At 70.4% G+C, this 17285-nt stretch carries 20 protein-coding genes; 13 read left to right on the top strand and 7 right to left on the bottom strand.

Annotated elements, in window-relative coordinates:
* The first annotated feature begins 58 nt into the window (after positions 1-58).
* The 7 genes from ABC766_RS06940 to dprA are packed head-to-tail and all read left to right on the top strand — an operon-like array spanning position 59 to position 5985.
* Positions 59-538 carry a DUF2628 domain-containing protein gene (locus ABC766_RS06940; protein WP_427902317.1) on the top strand — a complete coding sequence of 160 codons (480 nt, stop codon included), beginning with the start codon at positions 59-61 and terminating at the stop codon, positions 536-538.
* Between the two features lie 19 nt (positions 539-557).
* Positions 558-1217 (top strand): imidazole glycerol phosphate synthase subunit HisH, encoded by a 660-nt coding sequence (gene hisH / locus ABC766_RS06935; protein ID WP_345821592.1) that lies wholly within the window; start codon positions 558-560, stop codon positions 1215-1217.
* A gap of 37 nt (positions 1218-1254) precedes the next feature.
* Positions 1255-1998 (top strand): 1-(5-phosphoribosyl)-5-[(5-phosphoribosylamino)methylideneamino]imidazole-4-carboxamide isomerase, encoded by a 744-nt coding sequence (gene hisA, locus ABC766_RS06930; protein ID WP_274925781.1) that lies wholly within the window; start codon positions 1255-1257, stop codon positions 1996-1998.
* A 32-nt stretch (positions 1999-2030) separates the two neighbouring features.
* Positions 2031-2834, top strand: a complete 804-nt coding sequence (gene hisF / locus ABC766_RS06925; protein WP_012317478.1) for an imidazole glycerol phosphate synthase subunit HisF — start codon at positions 2031-2033, stop codon at positions 2832-2834.
* Entirely contained in the window at positions 2831-4135 is a 1305-nt protein-coding gene (locus tag ABC766_RS06920; protein WP_345821591.1) for a dihydroorotase, read from the top strand. The genes hisF and ABC766_RS06920 overlap by 4 nt, the downstream gene beginning before the upstream one ends.
* On the top strand, positions 4135-4737 hold the full coding sequence (gene plsY / locus ABC766_RS06915; protein WP_053608701.1) for a glycerol-3-phosphate 1-O-acyltransferase PlsY: 603 nt from the start codon (positions 4135-4137) through the stop codon (positions 4735-4737). The genes ABC766_RS06920 and plsY overlap by 1 nt, the downstream gene beginning before the upstream one ends.
* A 36-nt stretch (positions 4738-4773) precedes the next feature.
* The gene (gene dprA / locus ABC766_RS06910; RefSeq protein WP_345821590.1) at positions 4774-5985 is read left to right on the top strand and encodes a DNA-processing protein DprA; all 1212 of its coding nucleotides are present in this window, start codon (positions 4774-4776) and stop codon (positions 5983-5985) included.
* Here the strand turns inward: dprA and ruvX are convergent.
* Together ruvX and ABC766_RS06900 are read right to left on the bottom strand one after the other, a co-directional pair.
* Positions 5975-6481, bottom strand: a complete 507-nt coding sequence (gene ruvX / locus ABC766_RS06905; RefSeq protein WP_043355472.1) for a Holliday junction resolvase RuvX — start codon at positions 6479-6481, stop codon at positions 5975-5977. The genes dprA and ruvX overlap by 11 nt on opposite strands.
* Entirely contained in the window at positions 6478-7047 is a 570-nt protein-coding gene (locus tag ABC766_RS06900; RefSeq protein ID WP_279900192.1) for an SMI1/KNR4 family protein, read from the bottom strand. The genes ruvX and ABC766_RS06900 overlap by 4 nt, the downstream gene beginning before the upstream one ends.
* A 172-nt stretch (positions 7048-7219) precedes the next feature.
* Between ABC766_RS06900 and ABC766_RS06895 the strand changes: the two genes are divergently transcribed.
* The 5 genes from ABC766_RS06895 to gatB all read left to right on the top strand — a co-directional run bounded on the left by ABC766_RS06895 (position 7220) and on the right by gatB (position 11368).
* Positions 7220-7360, top strand: coding sequence for a hypothetical protein (locus tag ABC766_RS06895; protein ID WP_164706408.1), 141 nt, complete (start codon positions 7220-7222; stop codon positions 7358-7360).
* A gap of 183 nt (positions 7361-7543) precedes the next feature.
* The gene (gene gatC, locus ABC766_RS06890) at positions 7544-7831 is read left to right on the top strand and encodes an Asp-tRNA(Asn)/Glu-tRNA(Gln) amidotransferase subunit GatC (RefSeq protein ID WP_043355468.1); all 288 of its coding nucleotides are present in this window, start codon (positions 7544-7546) and stop codon (positions 7829-7831) included.
* Between the two features lie 78 nt (positions 7832-7909).
* Entirely contained in the window at positions 7910-9388 is a 1479-nt protein-coding gene (gatA, locus tag ABC766_RS06885; RefSeq protein ID WP_170867456.1) for an Asp-tRNA(Asn)/Glu-tRNA(Gln) amidotransferase subunit GatA, read from the top strand.
* Positions 9385-9684 carry a hypothetical protein gene (locus ABC766_RS06880; RefSeq protein WP_342142435.1) on the top strand — a complete coding sequence of 100 codons (300 nt, stop codon included), beginning with the start codon at positions 9385-9387 and terminating at the stop codon, positions 9682-9684. Before gatA ends, ABC766_RS06880 begins: the two co-directional genes overlap by 4 nt.
* A 211-nt stretch (positions 9685-9895) precedes the next feature.
* Positions 9896-11368: an Asp-tRNA(Asn)/Glu-tRNA(Gln) amidotransferase subunit GatB gene (gatB, locus tag ABC766_RS06875; protein WP_182592006.1), complete on the top strand. Its 1473-nt coding sequence runs from the start codon at positions 9896-9898 to the stop codon at positions 11366-11368.
* Between the two features lie 708 nt (positions 11369-12076).
* Here the strand turns inward: gatB and ABC766_RS06870 are convergent.
* From ABC766_RS06870 to ABC766_RS06850, 5 genes are all read right to left on the bottom strand, one after another.
* Positions 12077-12559 (bottom strand): DUF3280 domain-containing protein, encoded by a 483-nt coding sequence (locus ABC766_RS06870; protein ID WP_345821589.1) that lies wholly within the window; start codon positions 12557-12559, stop codon positions 12077-12079.
* Positions 12560-12631: 72 nt separating this feature from the next.
* Positions 12632-13687 (bottom strand): efflux RND transporter periplasmic adaptor subunit, encoded by a 1056-nt coding sequence (locus tag ABC766_RS06865; RefSeq protein WP_043755589.1) that lies wholly within the window; start codon positions 13685-13687, stop codon positions 12632-12634.
* On the bottom strand, positions 13687-13881 hold the full coding sequence (locus ABC766_RS06860; RefSeq protein WP_043347071.1) for a DUF1656 domain-containing protein: 195 nt from the start codon (positions 13879-13881) through the stop codon (positions 13687-13689). Before ABC766_RS06860 ends, ABC766_RS06865 begins: the two co-directional genes overlap by 1 nt.
* Before the next feature lie 24 nt (positions 13882-13905).
* Positions 13906-15945, bottom strand: coding sequence for an FUSC family protein (locus ABC766_RS06855; protein ID WP_278306573.1), 2040 nt, complete (start codon positions 15943-15945; stop codon positions 13906-13908).
* A 128-nt stretch (positions 15946-16073) separates the two neighbouring features.
* Positions 16074-16403, bottom strand: a complete 330-nt coding sequence (locus ABC766_RS06850; RefSeq protein WP_345821588.1) for a hypothetical protein — start codon at positions 16401-16403, stop codon at positions 16074-16076.
* A 240-nt stretch (positions 16404-16643) separates the two neighbouring features.
* On the opposite strand from ABC766_RS06850, the gene ABC766_RS06845 reads away from it, so the two are divergent.
* Complete coding sequence (locus tag ABC766_RS06845) at positions 16644-17279, top strand: glutathione S-transferase N-terminal domain-containing protein (RefSeq protein WP_043347074.1); 636 nt, start codon at positions 16644-16646, stop codon at positions 17277-17279.
* Positions 17280-17285: the final 6 nt, after the last annotated feature.

The raw sequence follows: 17285 nt of genomic DNA, 5'->3' as shown, positions 1-17285 counted from the left end.
GCGCCCGGATCGGCCACGCGGCCGTCGCGGCGCACGCTGTCGGAGTTTCGCGATGCGGATGCGCAGCTACACGCTCCACCTGCCGGCCGATGCGCGGCCGGGCGAGTCGGTCGAACTCGACCGGGCCGTGCTGGTGCGGGACGGCTTTTCCTGGCCGGCCTTCGCCTTCACGGTGCTGTGGTTCCTATTTTACCGCCTCTGGATCGCCGCCCTGGTCGTCCTCGTCGGCCTCGTGGCATTGGCTGCGGCCGGCTTCGTGCTCGGGTTGCCGACCGGTGCCGGCCTGATCGTCTCCCTGCTGGCCGCTTGGCTGATCGGCCTCGAAGCGTCGAGCCTCCGCCGCTGGACCCTGGCCCGGCGCGGCTGGCCGGCGCGTGACGCGGTCATCGCCGCGACGCCCGAGGAGGCCGAGGCCCGGGCCCTGAACCGCTGGCTCGAAGCCAGCCCGACAACGCCGCGGGCCCCGTTCCCGAGCGGTCCCAGCCGGCGGTCCGAGCCGGTGATCGGGCTGTTCCCCGCCCAGGAAGGCGCCCGGTGAGAGTCCGGGCGAGACGCGCATGAGCACCGAGACCGTCGCGATCATCGATTACGGGTCGGGCAACCTCCATTCCGCCGCCAAGGCCTTCGAGCGCGCCGCCCGCGAGAGCGGGCGCGATGCGCGGATCTGCCTGACCTCGGATCCGGAGGTGGTGGCCGCGGCCGACCGCGTGGTGCTGCCCGGTGTCGGCGCCTTCGCGGATTGCCGCCGCGGGCTCGATGCCGTCCCCGGCATGGTCGAGGCGATGATCCAGGTCGCGCACGAGGCGGGGCGCCCGTTCCTCGGGATCTGCGTGGGGATGCAGCTCCTGGCAACCCGCGGGCTGGAATATACCACGACGCCGGGCCTCGGCTGGATTCCCGGCGATGTCGGTCCGATCCGGCCGTCGGATCCGACCCTGAAGGTCCCCCATATGGGCTGGAACACCCTGCGGACCGAGCGCGACCATCCCCTGCTCGCCGGCATTCCCACCGGCGACGACGGGCTGCACGCCTACTTCGTGCACAGCTACGCGCTCAATGCGGAACGCCCGGACGACGTGGTGGCGCGCGCCGAGTACGGTGGCCCGGTCACCGCCCTCGTCGCCCGCGACAATGTCGCCGGCACGCAGTTCCACCCCGAGAAGAGCCAGCGGCTGGGCCTCGCGCTCATCGCCAACTTCCTGAACTGGCGCCCGTGAGCGCCGTTCGGCCCAGGCAAGAAGGACAGAAGCGCCCGTGATCCTGTACCCGGCGATCGACCTGAAAGAGGGGCGTTGCGTCCGCCTCATCCAGGGGGACATGGCGCAGGCCAAGGTCTTCGGCGACGATCCGGCCGCGCAGGCCGCGATCTTCGAGTCGCAGGGCTTCTCCTGGCTCCACGTGGTCGATCTCGACGGCGCCTTCGCGGGCGCGCCGCGGAACGCAGAGGCCGTCGACGGCATCCTGGCGCGGGTGAAGATCCCGGTCCAGCTCGGCGGCGGCATCCGCGAGATGAAGACCCTGGAGGGCTGGCTGAGCAAGGGCGTCGCCCGGGCGATCATCGGCACCGCGGCGGTGCGCGATCCCGGCTTCGTCCGGGAGGCCGCCCGCAAGTATCCGGGCAAGATCGCGGTCGGGATCGACGCCAAGGACGGCCGCGTCGCGGTCGAGGGCTGGGCCCAGACCTCCAGCATGACCGCGGAGGAGCTGGGGCGCCGGTTCGAGGACGCGGGCGTCGCGGCGATCATCTACACCGACATCGCCCGCGACGGCATCCTGAAGGGCCTCAACGTCGAGATGACCCTGGCACTCGCAGAGGCCGTGCGCATCCCGGTGATCGCCTCGGGCGGCCTCGCGTCGATCGACGACGTGCACCGGCTGCTGCAACCGGATTGCGCGCTGATCGCCGGCGCGATCACGGGCCGGGCACTCTACGACGGCCGCATCGATCCGGAGGCGGCCCTGGCGGCGATCGCTGCGGCGCGCGGCCCGGCCGCGTGATAGTCTGAGGCCTGCGATATGAGACGGCGCCCGTGCTGAAGACCCGCATCATCCCCTGCCTCGACGTGAAGGACGGGCGCGTCGTGAAGGGCGTGCGCTTCGAGGGCCTGCGCGACGCCGGCGATCCCGTCGAGGCCGCCAAGGTCTACGACGCGGCCGGCGCCGACGAGCTGTGCTTCCTCGACATCACGGCGAGCCGCGAGGCCCGCGGCACGCTGCTCGACATCGTCAGCCGCACCGCCGAGGCCTGCTTCATGCCGCTCACCGTGGGCGGCGGCGTGCGCACCGTCGAGGACGTCCGCGCCCTGCTGCTGGCCGGCGCCGACAAGGTCGCGATCAACACCGCGGCCGTGAAGGATCCCGACCTCGTGGCCCGGGCCGCCGAGAAGTTCGGCGCGCAGTGCATCGTCGTGGCGATCGACGCCAAGCGCGTCTCGCCGCCCGGCGCGCCGGCCGCCTGGGAGATCTTCACCCATGGCGGCCGCGACCCGACGGGGATCGACGCCGTGGCCTTCGCGCGACTGGTGGCCGAGAAGGGCGCCGGCGAGCTGCTCGTGACCTCCATGGACAAGGACGGCACCCGCTCCGGCTACGACCTCGCGCTGACGCGGGCGATCAGCGACGCCGTCACCGTGCCGGTGATCGCCTCGGGCGGCGTCGGCGGCCTCGACGACCTCGTGGCCGGCGTGGCCGAGGGCGGCGCCAGCGCCGTGCTGGCGGCCTCCATCTTCCATTTCGGGCAGGCGAGCGTCGCCGAGGCGAAGGCGCACATGGCGGCGGCCGGCCTCGCCATGCGCCTCGACGGCCCGGCCTCTTCCGCGAGGGCGCCCCTGTGAGCAGCTTTCTTCTAGCGAACGCCAACCTCCTCGATCCCGAAACCGGCCGCGAGACCGCCGGCGCGGTGCTGGTACGGGACGGCCGCATCGCCGACATCGCCGTCGGCGCGGCGCCGGGTGCCCCAGCCGACGCGAAGCGCGTCGATTGCGCGGGCCGCGTGCTGACCCCCGGGCTGATCGACATGCGCGCCTTCGTGGGCGAGCCGGGGGCCGAGCACCGCGAGACCCTGGCCTCGGCGAGCGCCGCGGCGGCCGCGGGCGGCGTCACGACGCTCGTCTGCATGCCCGACACCAACCCGGTGATCGACGAGCCGGCCATCGTCGATTTCGTGCTCCGCCGCGCCCGCGACACGGCGAGCGTCAACGTCCTGCCGGCGGCCGCCATCACCAAGGGGCTTGCCGGCCGGGAAATGACCGAGTTCGGTCTGCTCAAGGAGGCCGGCGCGGTCGCCTTCACGGACGGGCTGCGGGCCGTGGCGAACGCCCAGGTGCTGCGTCGCGCCCTGACCTACGCCCGGGATTTCGACGCCCTGATCGTGCAGCACGTGGAGGAAGCCTCTCTCGTCGCCGAGGGCGTGATGAACGAGGGCGAGCTCGCCTCGCGCCTCGGGCTGATGGGGATCCCCCGCGAGGCGGAGACCGTGATGCTGGAGCGGGACATCCGCCTCGTACGGCTCACCGGCGCCCGCTACCACGCGGCGATGATCTCCTGCGCCGATTCGGTCGAGATCGTCCGGCGGGCGAAGCAGGACGGCCTGCCGGTGACCTGCGGCGTCTCGGTGAACAACCTCGTCCTCAACGAGAACGACATCGGCCATTACCGCACCTTCTGCCGGCTCTCGCCGCCCCTGCGCCACGAGACCGACCGGCAGGCGGTGGTGCGCGCCCTGGACGAGGGTGTGATCGACGTCGTCGTGTCGGATCACAACCCGCAGGACGTCGAGACCAAGCGCCTGCCCTTCGCCGAGGCGGCAGATGGGGCACTGGGCATCGAGACCCTGCTCGGCGCCGCGATGCGCCTCGTCCATACCGGCGACCTGGCGCTGCCCAAGCTTATCGCCGCGCTCACCGTGAACCCGGCGCGGATCCTCGGCCGCGAGGCTGGCCGGCTGGCGGTCGGTGCCCCCGCCGACCTGGTCCTGATCGATCCCGATCTCCCCTACGTCCTCGACAAGCGCCGGCTGAAGTCGCGCTCCAAGAATTCCCCGTTCGACGAGGCGCGCCTCCAGGGCGCGGCGGTGCTGACGCTGGTCGGCGGACGGATCGTCCACGCGGTCGACGATCTCGCGGCCGCCGCATGATGCTTCCCGATCTCGCGACCCCGGCCGCCCTCGGCGGCCTCGCCCTCGGCTACGCCCTGGGCTCGATTCCGTTCGGGCTGATCCTGACCAAATTCGCCGGCCTCGGCGACGTGCGGGCCATCGGCTCGGGCAATATCGGCGCCACCAACGTGCTGCGGACCGGCCGCAAGGGCCTTGCCGCGGCGACCCTGCTGGGTGACGCCCTCAAGGGAACTGTCGCCGTCCTGCTCGCCAAGAACCTGGGCGAGGGTGCGGCGCTCGCCGCGGGGCTCGGTGCGTTCCTGGGGCACCTGTTCCCCATCTGGCTCGGATTCAAAGGCGGCAAGGGTGTCGCGACCTTCATCGGCGTGCTCCTGGCCTTCAATGCCGCGGCGCTCGGTCTCTTTGCAGCGATCTGGCTCGGGCTCGCCTTCGCGCTCAAGTATTCGTCGCTGGCGGCACTTGCGGCATCCGCGGCGACACCCTTGGCCCTGTGGGCTCTCGGTGCGCCGACCCAAGCTTTGCTGTTCCTCATCTTGGCCGTGCTGCTATGGTGGAAGCACGCGCCCAACATCCGCCGGCTCGCAAACGGCACCGAGGGGCGCATCGGCCAGAAAGGCTGAGCGCACGCGCGCCACGCGCGGACCTTGGGGAAGTGCATGCAGCTCACCGACGCGCAGCGGCTCGACTGGCTGCGGCTGATCCGGACCGAGGGCGTCGGGCCGCGCACCTTCCGGAGGCTGGTGAACCGGTTCGGCGGCGCGGCGGCCGCCCTGGATGCCCTTCCGGATCTCGCAGGCCGCCAGGGTCGGCGGATCACGCCTCCGACGCGCAGCGAAGCCGAGGCCGAGATCGCGGCGCTCGCCCGCCTCGACGGCCGGCTGATCGCCACGGGTGAGTCGGACTACCCCCGGCTCCTCGCGCAGGTCGACGCGGCGCCGCCGCTCCTGGCCCTGCGCGGCGCCGGCATCCTGAACCGTCCGGCCGTTGCGCTCGTCGGTTCACGCAACGCCTCGACGGCAGGGCTCGCCTTCACGGAGCGGCTGGCCCGCGGCCTCGGCGATGCCGGCCTGACGGTGGTCTCGGGCCTCGCCCGCGGGATCGACGCCCGGGCGCACAGGGCCAGCCTTCCGACAGGAACCATCGCCGTGATGGCGGGCGGCCAGGATCGGATCTACCCGGCGAGCCACGCGGCCCTGGTCGAGGCCATCCTGAGGGAGGGCGGCGCCGTCCTGGCCGAGATGCCCATGGGCTGGGAGCCCCGCGGACGCGACTTCCCGCGGCGCAACCGGATCATCTCCGGCCTGTCCTACGGGACCGTCGTGGTCGAGGCCGCCCGCCGCTCCGGCTCGCTGATCACGGCGCGCTACGCCCTGGAGCAGAACCGGGAGGTCTTCGCGGTCCCGGGCTCGCCGCTGGACCCGCGCGCCGAGGGCACCAACGACCTGATCCGCCAGGGCGCCACCCTCGTCTCCGAGGTCGCCCACGTCGTCGAGGTGCTGGGCCCGATCATCGAGCGCGGCCCGGACGCGGAGGCGGCGCCGGCGCGCGGTCGGCCGGACCTCGCCGAGCAGCCGGATTTCTGGGACGAGATCGAGCTCGACGCGACCGGCGCGGATTGCGATCCGATCCCGCTGTGGCCCGACCGCGAGGCTGCCGGCCGCCCCGTCTGCGAAGACGAGCCGCCCCAGCCCGCGGATGACCGGGCGCGGATCGTCGCCCTGCTCGGCCCGAGCCCGGTGGGCACCGACGAGCTGGCCCGGAGCGCCGGAGTCGGCGCCCGGACCGTGCAGAGCGTGCTTCTGGAACTGGAGCTCGACGGACGGATCGAGCGCCACGGCAGCGGCACGGTCTCCCTGGTCAGTCGCTGAGGAAATCGTCCTCGGTGTCGGCATCCGCGTCGGCGAGATTGCGCATGACGTCGAGGCAGCCCTGCAGGATGTAGGCGGCGGCGAGCTTGTCCACGAGTTCGCCGCGCCGCGCCCGGGAGGCGTCGGCCTCGATCAGCGCGCGGGTGACCACGGCGGTCGAGAGACGCTCGTCGAAGAAGACGTGGGGCAGGGGGAGGATCGGCGCGAGGTTGCGCATGAAGGCGCGGGTCGACTGCACCCGCGGCCCCTCGCTGCCATCCATGTTGAGCGGCAGCCCGACCACCAGGCCGCCGACCGCGTGCTGCCGGCAGAGGGTCGCGAGCCGCTGCGCGTCGGGGGTGAACTTCACCCGGCGGATCGTCTCCAGGGGTGTCGCGATCTGGCGGCCGAGATCCGACAGGGCGAGCCCGATCGTCTTGGTGCCGAGATCGATGCCGATCAGCCGGGCGCCGCCGCGGGACTCGGCCGCGAAGGCGCGGATCGCGTCGAAGTTCATGACTCCGCCTGTTCGGTGCGCGCCAGGGTGGCCTCGGCAATACCCTCGAACCGGGCGGGGAGGGGCTCCGCGCCCGGCCCCAGAACCAGCGCCGCGGACGGCGCGGCGACCCGGGTGAAGAAATCGTCGAGGCTCTCGCCGCCGAACCGCACCGTCTCCAGATCGGGCGCGAGCAGCCAGACGTCGTACTCGCCGTCCGTCCCGGAGACATCCCAGAAGAGGAAGCTGCCATCCTCGCCCGCACCGAAGAAACAGGCGCGCTCGACGACGCTCGCTTCGCCGCCCTCAACATCGAAGCGGTGCGGCTCCGCGCCCTCTTCCAGCATGGCGACGGCGGCACCGACACTGTGGGCGATGAGCCCCGCCTGGGTCACCAGATCGCAGGCCTCGAACGGCGCCGGCACGGCGATGCGGAACTGTCCCCCCGCGAGGCCGACGCCGCAGGTTCGGCAGAAGGCGCGATAGGAGGCCGGCAGCGGAAAGCCGAGATCCGCCGCCGCACGGTCGAGAGCCCCATCGTCCGGCACGAAGCCCGGCGCGAGATCCGCGAAAACCTGCTCCCACATCGATCCCGCTCCACCGTCCACAGGCTTCAGCTCCTGCGCAGATCGCCCCCGGTGCGCGCGGAGCCGTTCGCGTCTAGGTAGGTTAATGTTCCGTTAAACCACACTGTAGGGGCCCGCCTTGTCGACGAACGGCCAGCTCTCCTGTTCCGCACCGTCCGGATATCGGCGGGCGATGCCGCGCAAGCACCGCTGGATGCTGCTCCTCGCCTTCGAGATCCTGGTCGCGGGCTTCACCCAAGCCATGATCCAGCCGGTCCGGCAACCGGGAATCACCATCGAGATGTCGGTGACGCCCCACCACGTCGTGACCTGATCGGCCCCACACGAGTGTCGGCCTGCGGGTTCGGTCCCGGTGGCGTCGCCAGGGCCGGCCTTCGTCTGCTCCGGCACGCCGGCCTTCCGCCCGCTTCGACCCGCGTTGCAGCGCGTCGAGCGCCGATGCTATAGCCCGACCGACTTCGGGAGAGTGCTCCCGGGCAGGGACGAACGGGACGGCATGTCGGTCGACGAGAAGACGGTTCGGCGCATCGCGCATCTGGCGCGGATCGCGGTCACCGACGACGAAGTCGGGCCGCTGCAGGGCGAGCTGAACGCCATCCTGGCCTTTGTCGAGCAACTCGGCACGGTCGACGTCACGGGCGTCGAGCCGATGACCTCGGTGACGCCGATGGCGATGAAGAAGCGTGAGGACGTCGTCACCGAGGGCGGCCGCGCCGCCGACGTCGTCGCCAACGCACCCGAGACCGAGGACAATTACTTCCTGGTCCCGAAGGTGGTCGAGTAGGCCGAAGACGGCCCGGACCTTGCGGACCGGATTTCTGGCGGGCAGGCGCGCGACAGCGCGCGCGGGGACGTGAAAAGCGTGGATCCGAACGAACTCACCCTGGCCGAAGCGCGCGATGCCCTGAAGGCGAAGCGGATCTCGGCCCGCGAGCTGACCCAGGCGCATCTCGACGCCATGGCCAAGGCCCGCGTCCTGAACGCGTATATCCGGGAGACTCCGGACCGCGCCCTGGCGATGGCCGAGGCTTCCGACCGGAAGATCGCATCGGGCGAGGGCCGCCCCCTCGAGGGCATCCCCCTCGGCATCAAGGACCTGTTCTGCACGCACGGCGTGACGACCACGGCGGGCTCCAAGATCCTCGAAACCTTCGAGCCGCATTACGAATCGGCCGTGTCGGCCAATCTGTGGCGCGACGGCGCCGTGATGCTCGGGAAGCTCAATCTCGACGAGTTCGCCATGGGCTCGTCCAACGAGACCAGCGCCTACGGCAACGTGGTCTCGCCCTGGCGGCGCAAGGGATCGGACACGCAGATCGTGCCCGGCGGCTCCTCGGGCGGCTCCGCCGCGGCGGTCGCCGCGCGGCTCTGCCTCGGCGCCACCGCGACCGATACCGGCGGCTCCATTCGGCAGCCCGCCGCCTTCACCGGCACGGTGGGGATCAAGCCGACCTACGGGCGGTGCTCGCGCTGGGGTACGGTGGCCTTCGCCTCCTCCCTCGACCAGGCGGGCCCGATCGCCCGGACGGTGCGCGACTGCGCCATCCTCCTCGGCTCCATGGCGGGCCCCGATCCCAGGGATACGACCTGCACCGATCTGGCGGTGCCCGATTTCGAAGCCGCCGTATCGCGCGGCGTGAAGGGCCTCACCATCGGCATCCCGAAGGAGTACCGGGTCGACGGCATGCCCGCCGAGATCCAGAAGCTCTGGGACGAGGGCGCCGCGTGGCTCAAGGCTGCCGGTGCGACGATCCGGGAGATCTCGCTGCCGCACACCGCCTACGCGCTGCCGGCCTACTACATCGTGGCCCCGGCGGAGGCCTCCTCGAATCTGGCGCGCTACGACGGCGTCCGCTACGGCCTGCGCGTGCCCGGCAAGGACATCGCCGGGATGTACGAGAACACCCGGGCCGCCGGCTTCGGCCGCGAGGTAAAGCGCCGGATCATGATCGGCACCTACGTGCTCTCGGCCGGCTACTACGACGCCTATTACGTCCGCGCGCAGAAGATCCGCACGCTGATCAAGCGTGACTTCGAGGCGGCCTATGCCGCCGGAGTCGACGCGATCCTCACGCCGGCGACGCCGTCGGCCGCCTTCGGCATCGGCGAGAAGGCCTCGGCCGACCCGGTGGAGATGTACCTCAACGACGTGTTCACCGTGACGGTGAACATGGCGGGCCTCCCGGGCATCGCCGTGCCGGCGGGGCTCGATGGCCAGGGCCTGCCCCTCGGCCTCCAGCTCATCGGCCGGCCCTTCGACGAGGAGACGCTGTTCGCGGTCGCGCAGGTGATCGAGGAAGCGGCGGGCCGCACCGTCCTGCCCGAGCCGTGGTGGTCATGACCGTCCCCTATTACCCCTGGACGATCTGGATCTGGGCCGGGTTCGACCCCGCGCTGATCGTGGTGGCGGTCTATCTCGGCTGGACCGCCAGTCAGTTCGGCAAGGTCTTCATCGCGGCGATCGCGGCGCTCGGATTCTCGGTGCTGTTCTCCTACGCGGTCAGCGCCGCCGGCATCCCCTGGCCGGCGCCGATCACCCGCGACGGCCCGACCTTTTTCCCGGTGCGCGCCGTCGCGGCTCTCCTCTGGGCCATCCTCGGCTACGGCGCCCGGCAGGCGATCAGACGCCGCGCTTGATCTTTTCGCGACGCCGCCCGTAAGTGACCGGACGACATCCACGCCCACCCGCGCCCTCGTCCCGAGGTGCCCGCGTGAGCGGGCCTCGACGGAGGCCTCCAGCCGGCCGCGCGATCCCTGGAGCCCTCCTTCGCGGCTGCTGCGCAGCACCTCAGGATGAGGGCGTGGGTGGGGGGATCACGCCAAGCTCCTTTTCTCGGCCCGGACGACCATGAACGCACCCGTCGACCCCAAGAAGCTGATCAAGGGCGGCCTCCATGATTGGGAGGTGATCGTCGGCATGGAGATCCACGCCCAGGTGTCCAGCCGGGCGAAGCTGTTCTCCGGCGCCTCGACGGAATTCGGCGGGGAACCCAACGACCACGTCTCCCTGGTCGATGCCGCGATGCCCGGGATGCTGCCGGTGATCAACGCGGAATGCGTGGCCCAGGCGGTGCGCACCGGCCTCGGCCTGAAGGCGAAGATCAACCTGCGGTCGGTGTTCGACAGGAAGAACTACTTCTACCCGGATCTGCCCCAGGGCTATCAGATCTCGCAGTACAAGGACCCGATCGTCGGCGAGGGGGAGGTTCTCGTGGATCTGCCCGACGGTGCGTCGATCACCGTGGGCATCGAGCGCCTGCACCTCGAGCAGGATGCCGGCAAGTCGCTGCACGATCAGGACCCGACCCGGAGCTTCGTCGACCTCAACCGCTCGGGCGTGGCGCTGATGGAGATCGTCTCCCGGCCGGACCTACGCTCCTCCGAGGAGGCGAAGGCCTACGTGACCAAGCTGCGCACGATCCTGCGCTACCTCGGCACCTGCGACGGCGACATGGAGAAGGGATCGCTCCGCGCCGACGTGAACGTCTCGGTGCGCCGCCCCGGCGAGCCGCTGGGCACCCGCTGCGAGATCAAGAACGTCAACTCGATTCGCTTCATCGGGCAGGCGATCGAGACCGAAGCGCGGCGCCAGATCGCCATCCTCGAAGACGGTGGAAAGATCGACCAGGAGACGCGCCTTTTCGACCCGACCAAGGGCGAGACGCGCTCGATGCGCTCCAAGGAAGAGGCGCACGATTATCGCTACTTCCCCGATCCGGACTTGCTGCCGCTCGAATTCGACCAGGCCTATGTCGACGCCCTGGCCGAGGGGCTGCCCGAGCTGCCGGATGCCAAGAAGGCGCGGTTCGTCTCCGCGTTCGGCCTCTCGCCCTACGACGCCGGCGTGCTGGTCGCCGAGCGTGCCTCCGCCGACTACTACGAGGCGGTGGCCAAGGGCCGGGACGGCAAGGCCGCGGCCAATTGGGTGATCAACGAGCTGTTCGGGCGCCTCAACAAGGAGGGCCTGTCCATCGAATCGACGCCGGTCTCAGCGGACCAGCTCGGCGCGATCATCGACCTGATCGGCGAGGGCGTGATCTCCGGCAAGATCGCCAAGGACCTGTTCGAGATCGTCTGGACCGAGGGCGGCGACCCACGCGCCATCGTCGAGAGCCGCGGCATGAAGCAGGTGACCGACACGGGCGCCATCGAGGCGGCGGTGGATCAGATCATCGCGGCCAATCCCGACAAGGTCGCCCAGGCCAAGGAGAAGCCGACTCTGCTGGGCTGGTTCGTCGGCCAGACCATGAAGGCCACGGGCGGCAAGGCAAATCCCGCGGCGGTGAACGCGCTGCTCAAGGCGAAGCTCGGAATCGATTGACACCCGATGGCCCGAGCGGCGCGAAGTAGGCCAGCTCTGGGATATCGCGTGTGGGCCGAGCCATCGGCGCGGCGACATCGCAGGCCGATTGACCCGGAGCGCGGACGGCGCGCCCGGGCGCTCGAACCACCGTCGGTGCAAGATCGCGTCGTGACGGCAGGCCTGCCTTCCGGGCTCAGCTCCGCGCAGACAGGCGGTGAGCCGGCCGCCCTCGGGGCCACGACGAAATCCCGCCACGGCGAGGCCGGGCAGGCAATGGACCAGCAGCTTCTGTCTTAGGGAAACCGCGGCGGAACGGCTCAAAGTGGGGCATTTTGCGTGTTCGAAGGCACGCCATAATTGGCCGCTTCTGCGCCCCTGGAGCCGCGTCCGTCCGGCTGTCCGTGTGCTGCCGCTAAGTTCCGGGCCGAACCTGTCCCTGAACCGTCTAGGCGGCTTTCCGCTGCGGTGGAGTCATCCCTGTCTCCTCCAGCTTCCGGCAACCGGACGTCTTACGAAACCTGACACCGTCAAGGTTTCCGTCCGGTCGGTGCCGGCTTTCGCCAAGCACAGTTGGAGATTGCGCCTGTCTTGCCGAGCCGTCAATAGCCATTTTGCCGGCACAGTGGGACCTCGCACGACATCGCGGGGGGATCGCAGTGCAGCGCCAAGCACGTCAATCACTTGGATCGATCCTTCGGCGCTGCAAAATATCGGCTGAGGGGCGCACTACTTGCCGGCACCCATAGTGTTCTCGACGAGAAAACGAATACCGCGGTCGAAGGACTCGTCCGTGTTACCGCGCAGGTCGACGCTGTACGCCCGCTCGGGCGCGTCGCCGGTGAGGGGCTTCACGTAGACGTTCAGGTTGAGGATCAGGTTCGAGACCTTCTGCACCTCGCCGGTGATGGCGACGTCGGCGCCGAGTTCGCGGGCGAAGTCATCCGCACAGCCGTTGCAGCGCCGCAGGTCCGCACTCTTGGCGACCGCCGCCCGGACCGGATCGGTCGAGATCACGATGTACAGGCCCTTTTTCTCTAGCAGAGCGCGCAGTTCGGCGCTCACCCGCTTGAGGCGCGCGGCGTCCGCTGCATCGCTCGGAACCGGGGACAGGTTCGAGAACTGGAAGTCGAACACCGCCGCCTTCAGCGGCGCGCCCGCGGCGGGCCCTGCGGTCAGCAGGAGGCAGGCGAGTCCAAGCCATCGGTTCATCGGAGTCTCCCACGCGGTGGTGTCTCCGGGAAACCGCATCACCGGCCATCGGGATCGCAGCGGCGCGGCGATTCACCTCTGATCGGCCGCCGCGGTAGGTCCGGCTGCCGGCGTCGTCAGGGCGGAGACCCGGTCGCGCAGGTCCATGAACCAGTTGGGCGCCGGGCCGCGGCCGCCGTTGACGAACACGGTCGCGGTCATGCCGGCGATGAGCGGGACGCCCGGCGGAACATGGTCGATGCGGATGCGGACCGGGACCCGCTGGGCGAGGCGCACCCAGGTATAGACCGGGTTGACGTCCGGCAGCCCCTGCGTGCTCGCCGCGGCATTGGCCGTGGAGATGCCCAGCGTGATGCTGTGAACCGTCCCGGTGAGATGCGGATCGAAGCCCATCAGCTTCACGTCGGCGGTGTCACCGACCCGGATGTTGGACATCTTGGTCTCTTCGAAATAGCCGTCGATCCAGAAGGAATCGGTGTCGACCACGTTGATGTTCGCGGTGCCGGTCCGGGCATAGTCGCCGACGCGCATCAGCAGGTTCGTCACCCGCCCGTTGACGGTGGATGTCACCCGGGTGCGCTCCAGGTTGACCTTGGCCTGCCGCAATTGCGCCTGGGCGCTCTCCAGCGCCGCCTCGGCGATCTTGGCCGCGCCGGCAAATTGCTGCTTCTCTTCGACGGAGGTCGACACGGTCGAGAGCGCCTGCCGCCGGGCCGACTGGGCGTTCTTCACCTGCAGGTCGGCCTCGCGGTTCTTGACCTCGGCATCCGCCGACGCGACCGCGACCTCGAAGTCGATCGGGTCGATGACGTAGAGGACGTCGCCCTTGCGCACGGTCTGGTTGTCCTGGACGCGGACCTCGACGATCTGCCCGGCGACCTGCGGCGCGATGTTGGCGACCTGCACCCGGACCGTGCCGTCGCGCGTCCAGGGCGCCGCCACGTAGAATTCCCAGACGAAAGCCGCCGCCAGGATCGCGGCGAGCAGGATCACGCCGGTGGCCGCCAGCCGGAAGATCTTGGCGGCTCGGCCCCGGCGCGGGATCGCGGGCAACGGATCGCGCCGCCCCGGCGCATCGTCGCGGGCGGCGGGCTTCGGATCGTCCTCGTCGGCGGTCGTGTCGGGCATCAGATGAACGCAATCAGGAGGGCGAGAACACAGACGTAGAGGCCGGCCTCGGCGAGCGGGGCGTTGGCGACGTAGCGGCTGAAGCGGAGGCGCGCGAAGGCGAAGCGCAGGATGATCAGGATCACGAACGCCGCCAGGGCATAGGCGACGAAGGCCGTGACCAGCACCCCGCCGACATGGATGTCCTCGTGCATGGTAACCCCGGAAGAAGTCGCCCGTCAGAAGAGCGCGATGTCGAGGCGATGGAGGAATCGCCGGTGGCGGGTGATGGTCCGTGATGCGGTGACGAGATCGCTGGCCGCGCGGGCGGTGGTGAGCCGCACGGCCCGGCCCTGGCCGGCGGCGGCCCGGATCAGGTCACGCGCCGCGGTCTCGAGCCCGCGATCGTCGCCCGAAGCCAACGCGTCCCGTGCCCGCGGGATCGCGCCGCGCAGGGCCTCGATGGACCAGAGGCGGCGCAGCTCCGCGTGGGCCCGGGCGGCGGCGGCCTCCAGGCGGGCGAGGGCGAAGGCGTGATGCAGGTTCGCCCGCCGCACGGCGCCGCTCCCCGAGCTGTAGCCGGCGAACTGGAACAGCCGGTCGGCATTCAGGCTGGTGCGGGTGGTGGCATCGCCTCCCTGGCCGATTAGCGCGTCGGCGAGCGCCCGCCGGGCCGAATCGAGGGCGAAGCCCCGCTGCTGCGCAGGCGTGACCGGCAGGACCAGGCGGACGACGATCGACAGGATCACGGCCGCCGCGACCACGAGGAACGCGTTCAGCAGGAAGGTCAGGGCGTCGTAGGTCTGCGGATTCGAGGGGCCGAGCAGGACTGGAAAGAACACGATCAGGATGAAGCCGATGCCGAAGGTCTTCGGGTTCAGCGACAGGAAGCAGCCGAGGAAGATCACCGGAGCCATGACGATCGCCAGCATCGGGAACCCCTGGACACCGTTCAGGAGCGCGAAGCGGGCGATGCCCGCAAGGGTCGCCGCGAGCGTCATCCCGATGACGACCCCGTTGGCGAATTTCTTCGGATCCGGCGTCACGGAGGACAGGGCCGCGGTGGCGGCCACCTGGACCAGCGCGAAGGAGGCCTGCGGCAGGCCGAGCGCCACGAAGGCGGCGGCCGTCACGGCGAAGCTCAGGGCGACCCGCAGGGCGCCGCGGAGGGCGACCGGGAAGTCGCGATGGGTCGGCAGCCGGGCGTCGCGCAGGGGCTCGTGGCCGTCCGCCACCGCGCGGATGCCGTCCTGCGCGAAGGTCGCCGCACAGACGAAGTCCAGGGCGCGCTGGAGAACCACCACCTCGTCGAGGGGCCGGTTCCCGTCCCGGATCGCGGAATCGACCAGATCGCGCAGGCGCTCGTCGTCGCGATCGAGGGCATCGGGATCGGGCGCGTCGGCCACCCTTCGGCAGATCGCCATCGCCTCCGCGACCGCCGGGCTCGGATGGCGCAGGCACGCGGCCGCGGCCGCCACGCTGCGGATCGCGGCCGCCATCGCGTACAAGGCGGCGATGCAGCTGCGCGCGCCGGCCGCTCGGAACCGGCCATCGTCGAGTTCCCCCGCGATGGCGCTGGCATCGGCCCGCATCGGCGCGATGGTGCGGATCAGCGCGGCGGTCCGCGTCGCGCCGAGATCGCCGGATTCCAGCGTCTCCCGGGCATAGCTCCGCGTGTCGTCCCAGCCCTTGCGGAGTTGGGGCAGCAGCGCCCGCCACGTGCTCGGCGAGGCGAGGGCGTCGTTGATGAAGGTGATCACGACGATGCCGAGAACGATCACGGCGACGCGGGACACGGCGGCGTCGAAGGTGCCCTGCGGGTCGTCGATCTGGCCCAGCGCGACGATCGCCACGGTGTAGCCGGACAGCATGGCGCCGTAGGCCCGTGTGTCCTGCAGGTACTGGGCGACGAAGACGCAGAGGCCGAGCCAGACGGTGAACCCGAGGAGCAGCAGCACCCGGTCTTGCCCGAACAGGGCCATGAAGACGATCGACACCGCGGCCCCGATGAGCGTGCCGAGCAGGCGGTAGACCGCCTTGGAAATGGCCTGCCCGCGCTTGGGCTGGGCGAGAATCGCCACGCAGGTGGCGGCGGACGAGGCGCTGTCGAGCTGGAGCCAGAAGGCCATCGCCAGCGCCAGCATCATGGCGATCCAGATGCGCAGGGCAAAGGCCCAGGCCGCCGGCTTGGGCACCCAGGCATCGAGGAACGCCACCGCGCGGTCGAGAAGCGACCCGGCCGACGGATCCGCGGCGGGCGCGACCGGGGCCTCAGCCATGCCGGACCCGGCGCGGTGCGCCGTCCGCCGCCCGTAGGGACGGATGAAGGTCCATCATGTCCTCGCCTTTCCCGCCGCCCCGCCGCGGATGTCTGAACAATCGAGAAGCGCTGCGGTTCGCGACCGATTCAGGCTTTATCGCCGCCCTTCAGCCGCTTGTTGCACTTGCTCCAGTACTGCGGCCATTTCGGCCCCTGCGCGGCCTTCTGAGCGTCGGTCAGGGCGCGCCACTCGGCGCCGCAGGTTTTCTGCCGGTCGCGGGCGGCGGACTGGCCGGCGCTCGGCTGCTTCGCTGCGGGCGAGGCCGGCGCCGCCGAGGGCGCCTCGGAGGCCGGCGGCGCCTTGGCTGTCGACTCTTTGGCAGCCGGCTCCTTGGCAGCCGGCTCCTTGGCGAGGACAGGCTGGGCGGCAAGCAGCGGCACGGACAGGATCGCGATCCTGACGAGACGATCGATCATCGGATATTCCCCCTCGGGCGTCGTTGCGACGCCCGAGACGCAGTCTCGCCGCTCGCCCCGGGAGACGGCAAGCCCGGCGCCGCAGCCGCCAACAGCTGCCGCCACGCCGTATCGAATCCTCAGGCCCGCTCTCGGGATGCCCTTGAGCGTGGCCGGGAAATCGTCTTCACTGTCGGGGTTGTCCGGAAAAGGCGGAGGACCATCGCACCGCCGACGATTGGGTCCAGGAGCAGACAGAGCATGGCAGCGGTGTCCGGGCGGCCGATCGACGTCCATACCTGGAGTACGCCGAACGGCTGGAAGATCCCGATCATGCTGGAGGAGTGCGGGCTCCCCTACCGCATCGTTCCCGTGGATATCGCCAAGAACGAGCAGTTCGCTCCCGATTTCCTGGCGATCTCACCCAACAACAAGATCCCGGCCATCGTCGATCCGGAGGGTCCCGGTGGACAGCCGATCTCGGTCTTCGAATCAGGCGCGATCCTGCAGTATCTCGGCCGGAAAACCGGGCAGTTCTATCCGGCCGACGAGCGCGCCCGCGTCCTCGTCGACGAGTGGCTGTTCTGGCAGGTGGCGGGCTTCGGACCGATGCTCGGACAGACGCACCACTTCAAGATCTACGCGCCCGAGAAGCTGCCCTACGCGATCGACCGGTTCACCGCAGAGGCGAAGCGTCTGTACGGCGTGCTGGAACGACGCCTCGAGGGCCGCGCTTTCCTCGCCGACGATTATTCCATCGCCGACATCGCGACCTTCACCTGGGCGAAGCTGAACTTCAAGCAGGGCGTCGACATCAACACCCTGCCGAACGTGGCGCGATGGCTCGAGAGCATCCTGGCGAGGCCGGCGGTGCAGCGCGGCCTCGCAGCGATCTGACAGGCG

This window comes from Methylobacterium fujisawaense (genome assembly GCF_039619325.1).
Taxonomy (GTDB): Bacteria; Pseudomonadota; Alphaproteobacteria; order Rhizobiales; family Beijerinckiaceae; genus Methylobacterium; species Methylobacterium fujisawaense.
The sequence above is the reverse complement of the archived record's forward strand: the minus strand, read 5'-3'. Positions and strand labels throughout refer to the sequence as shown.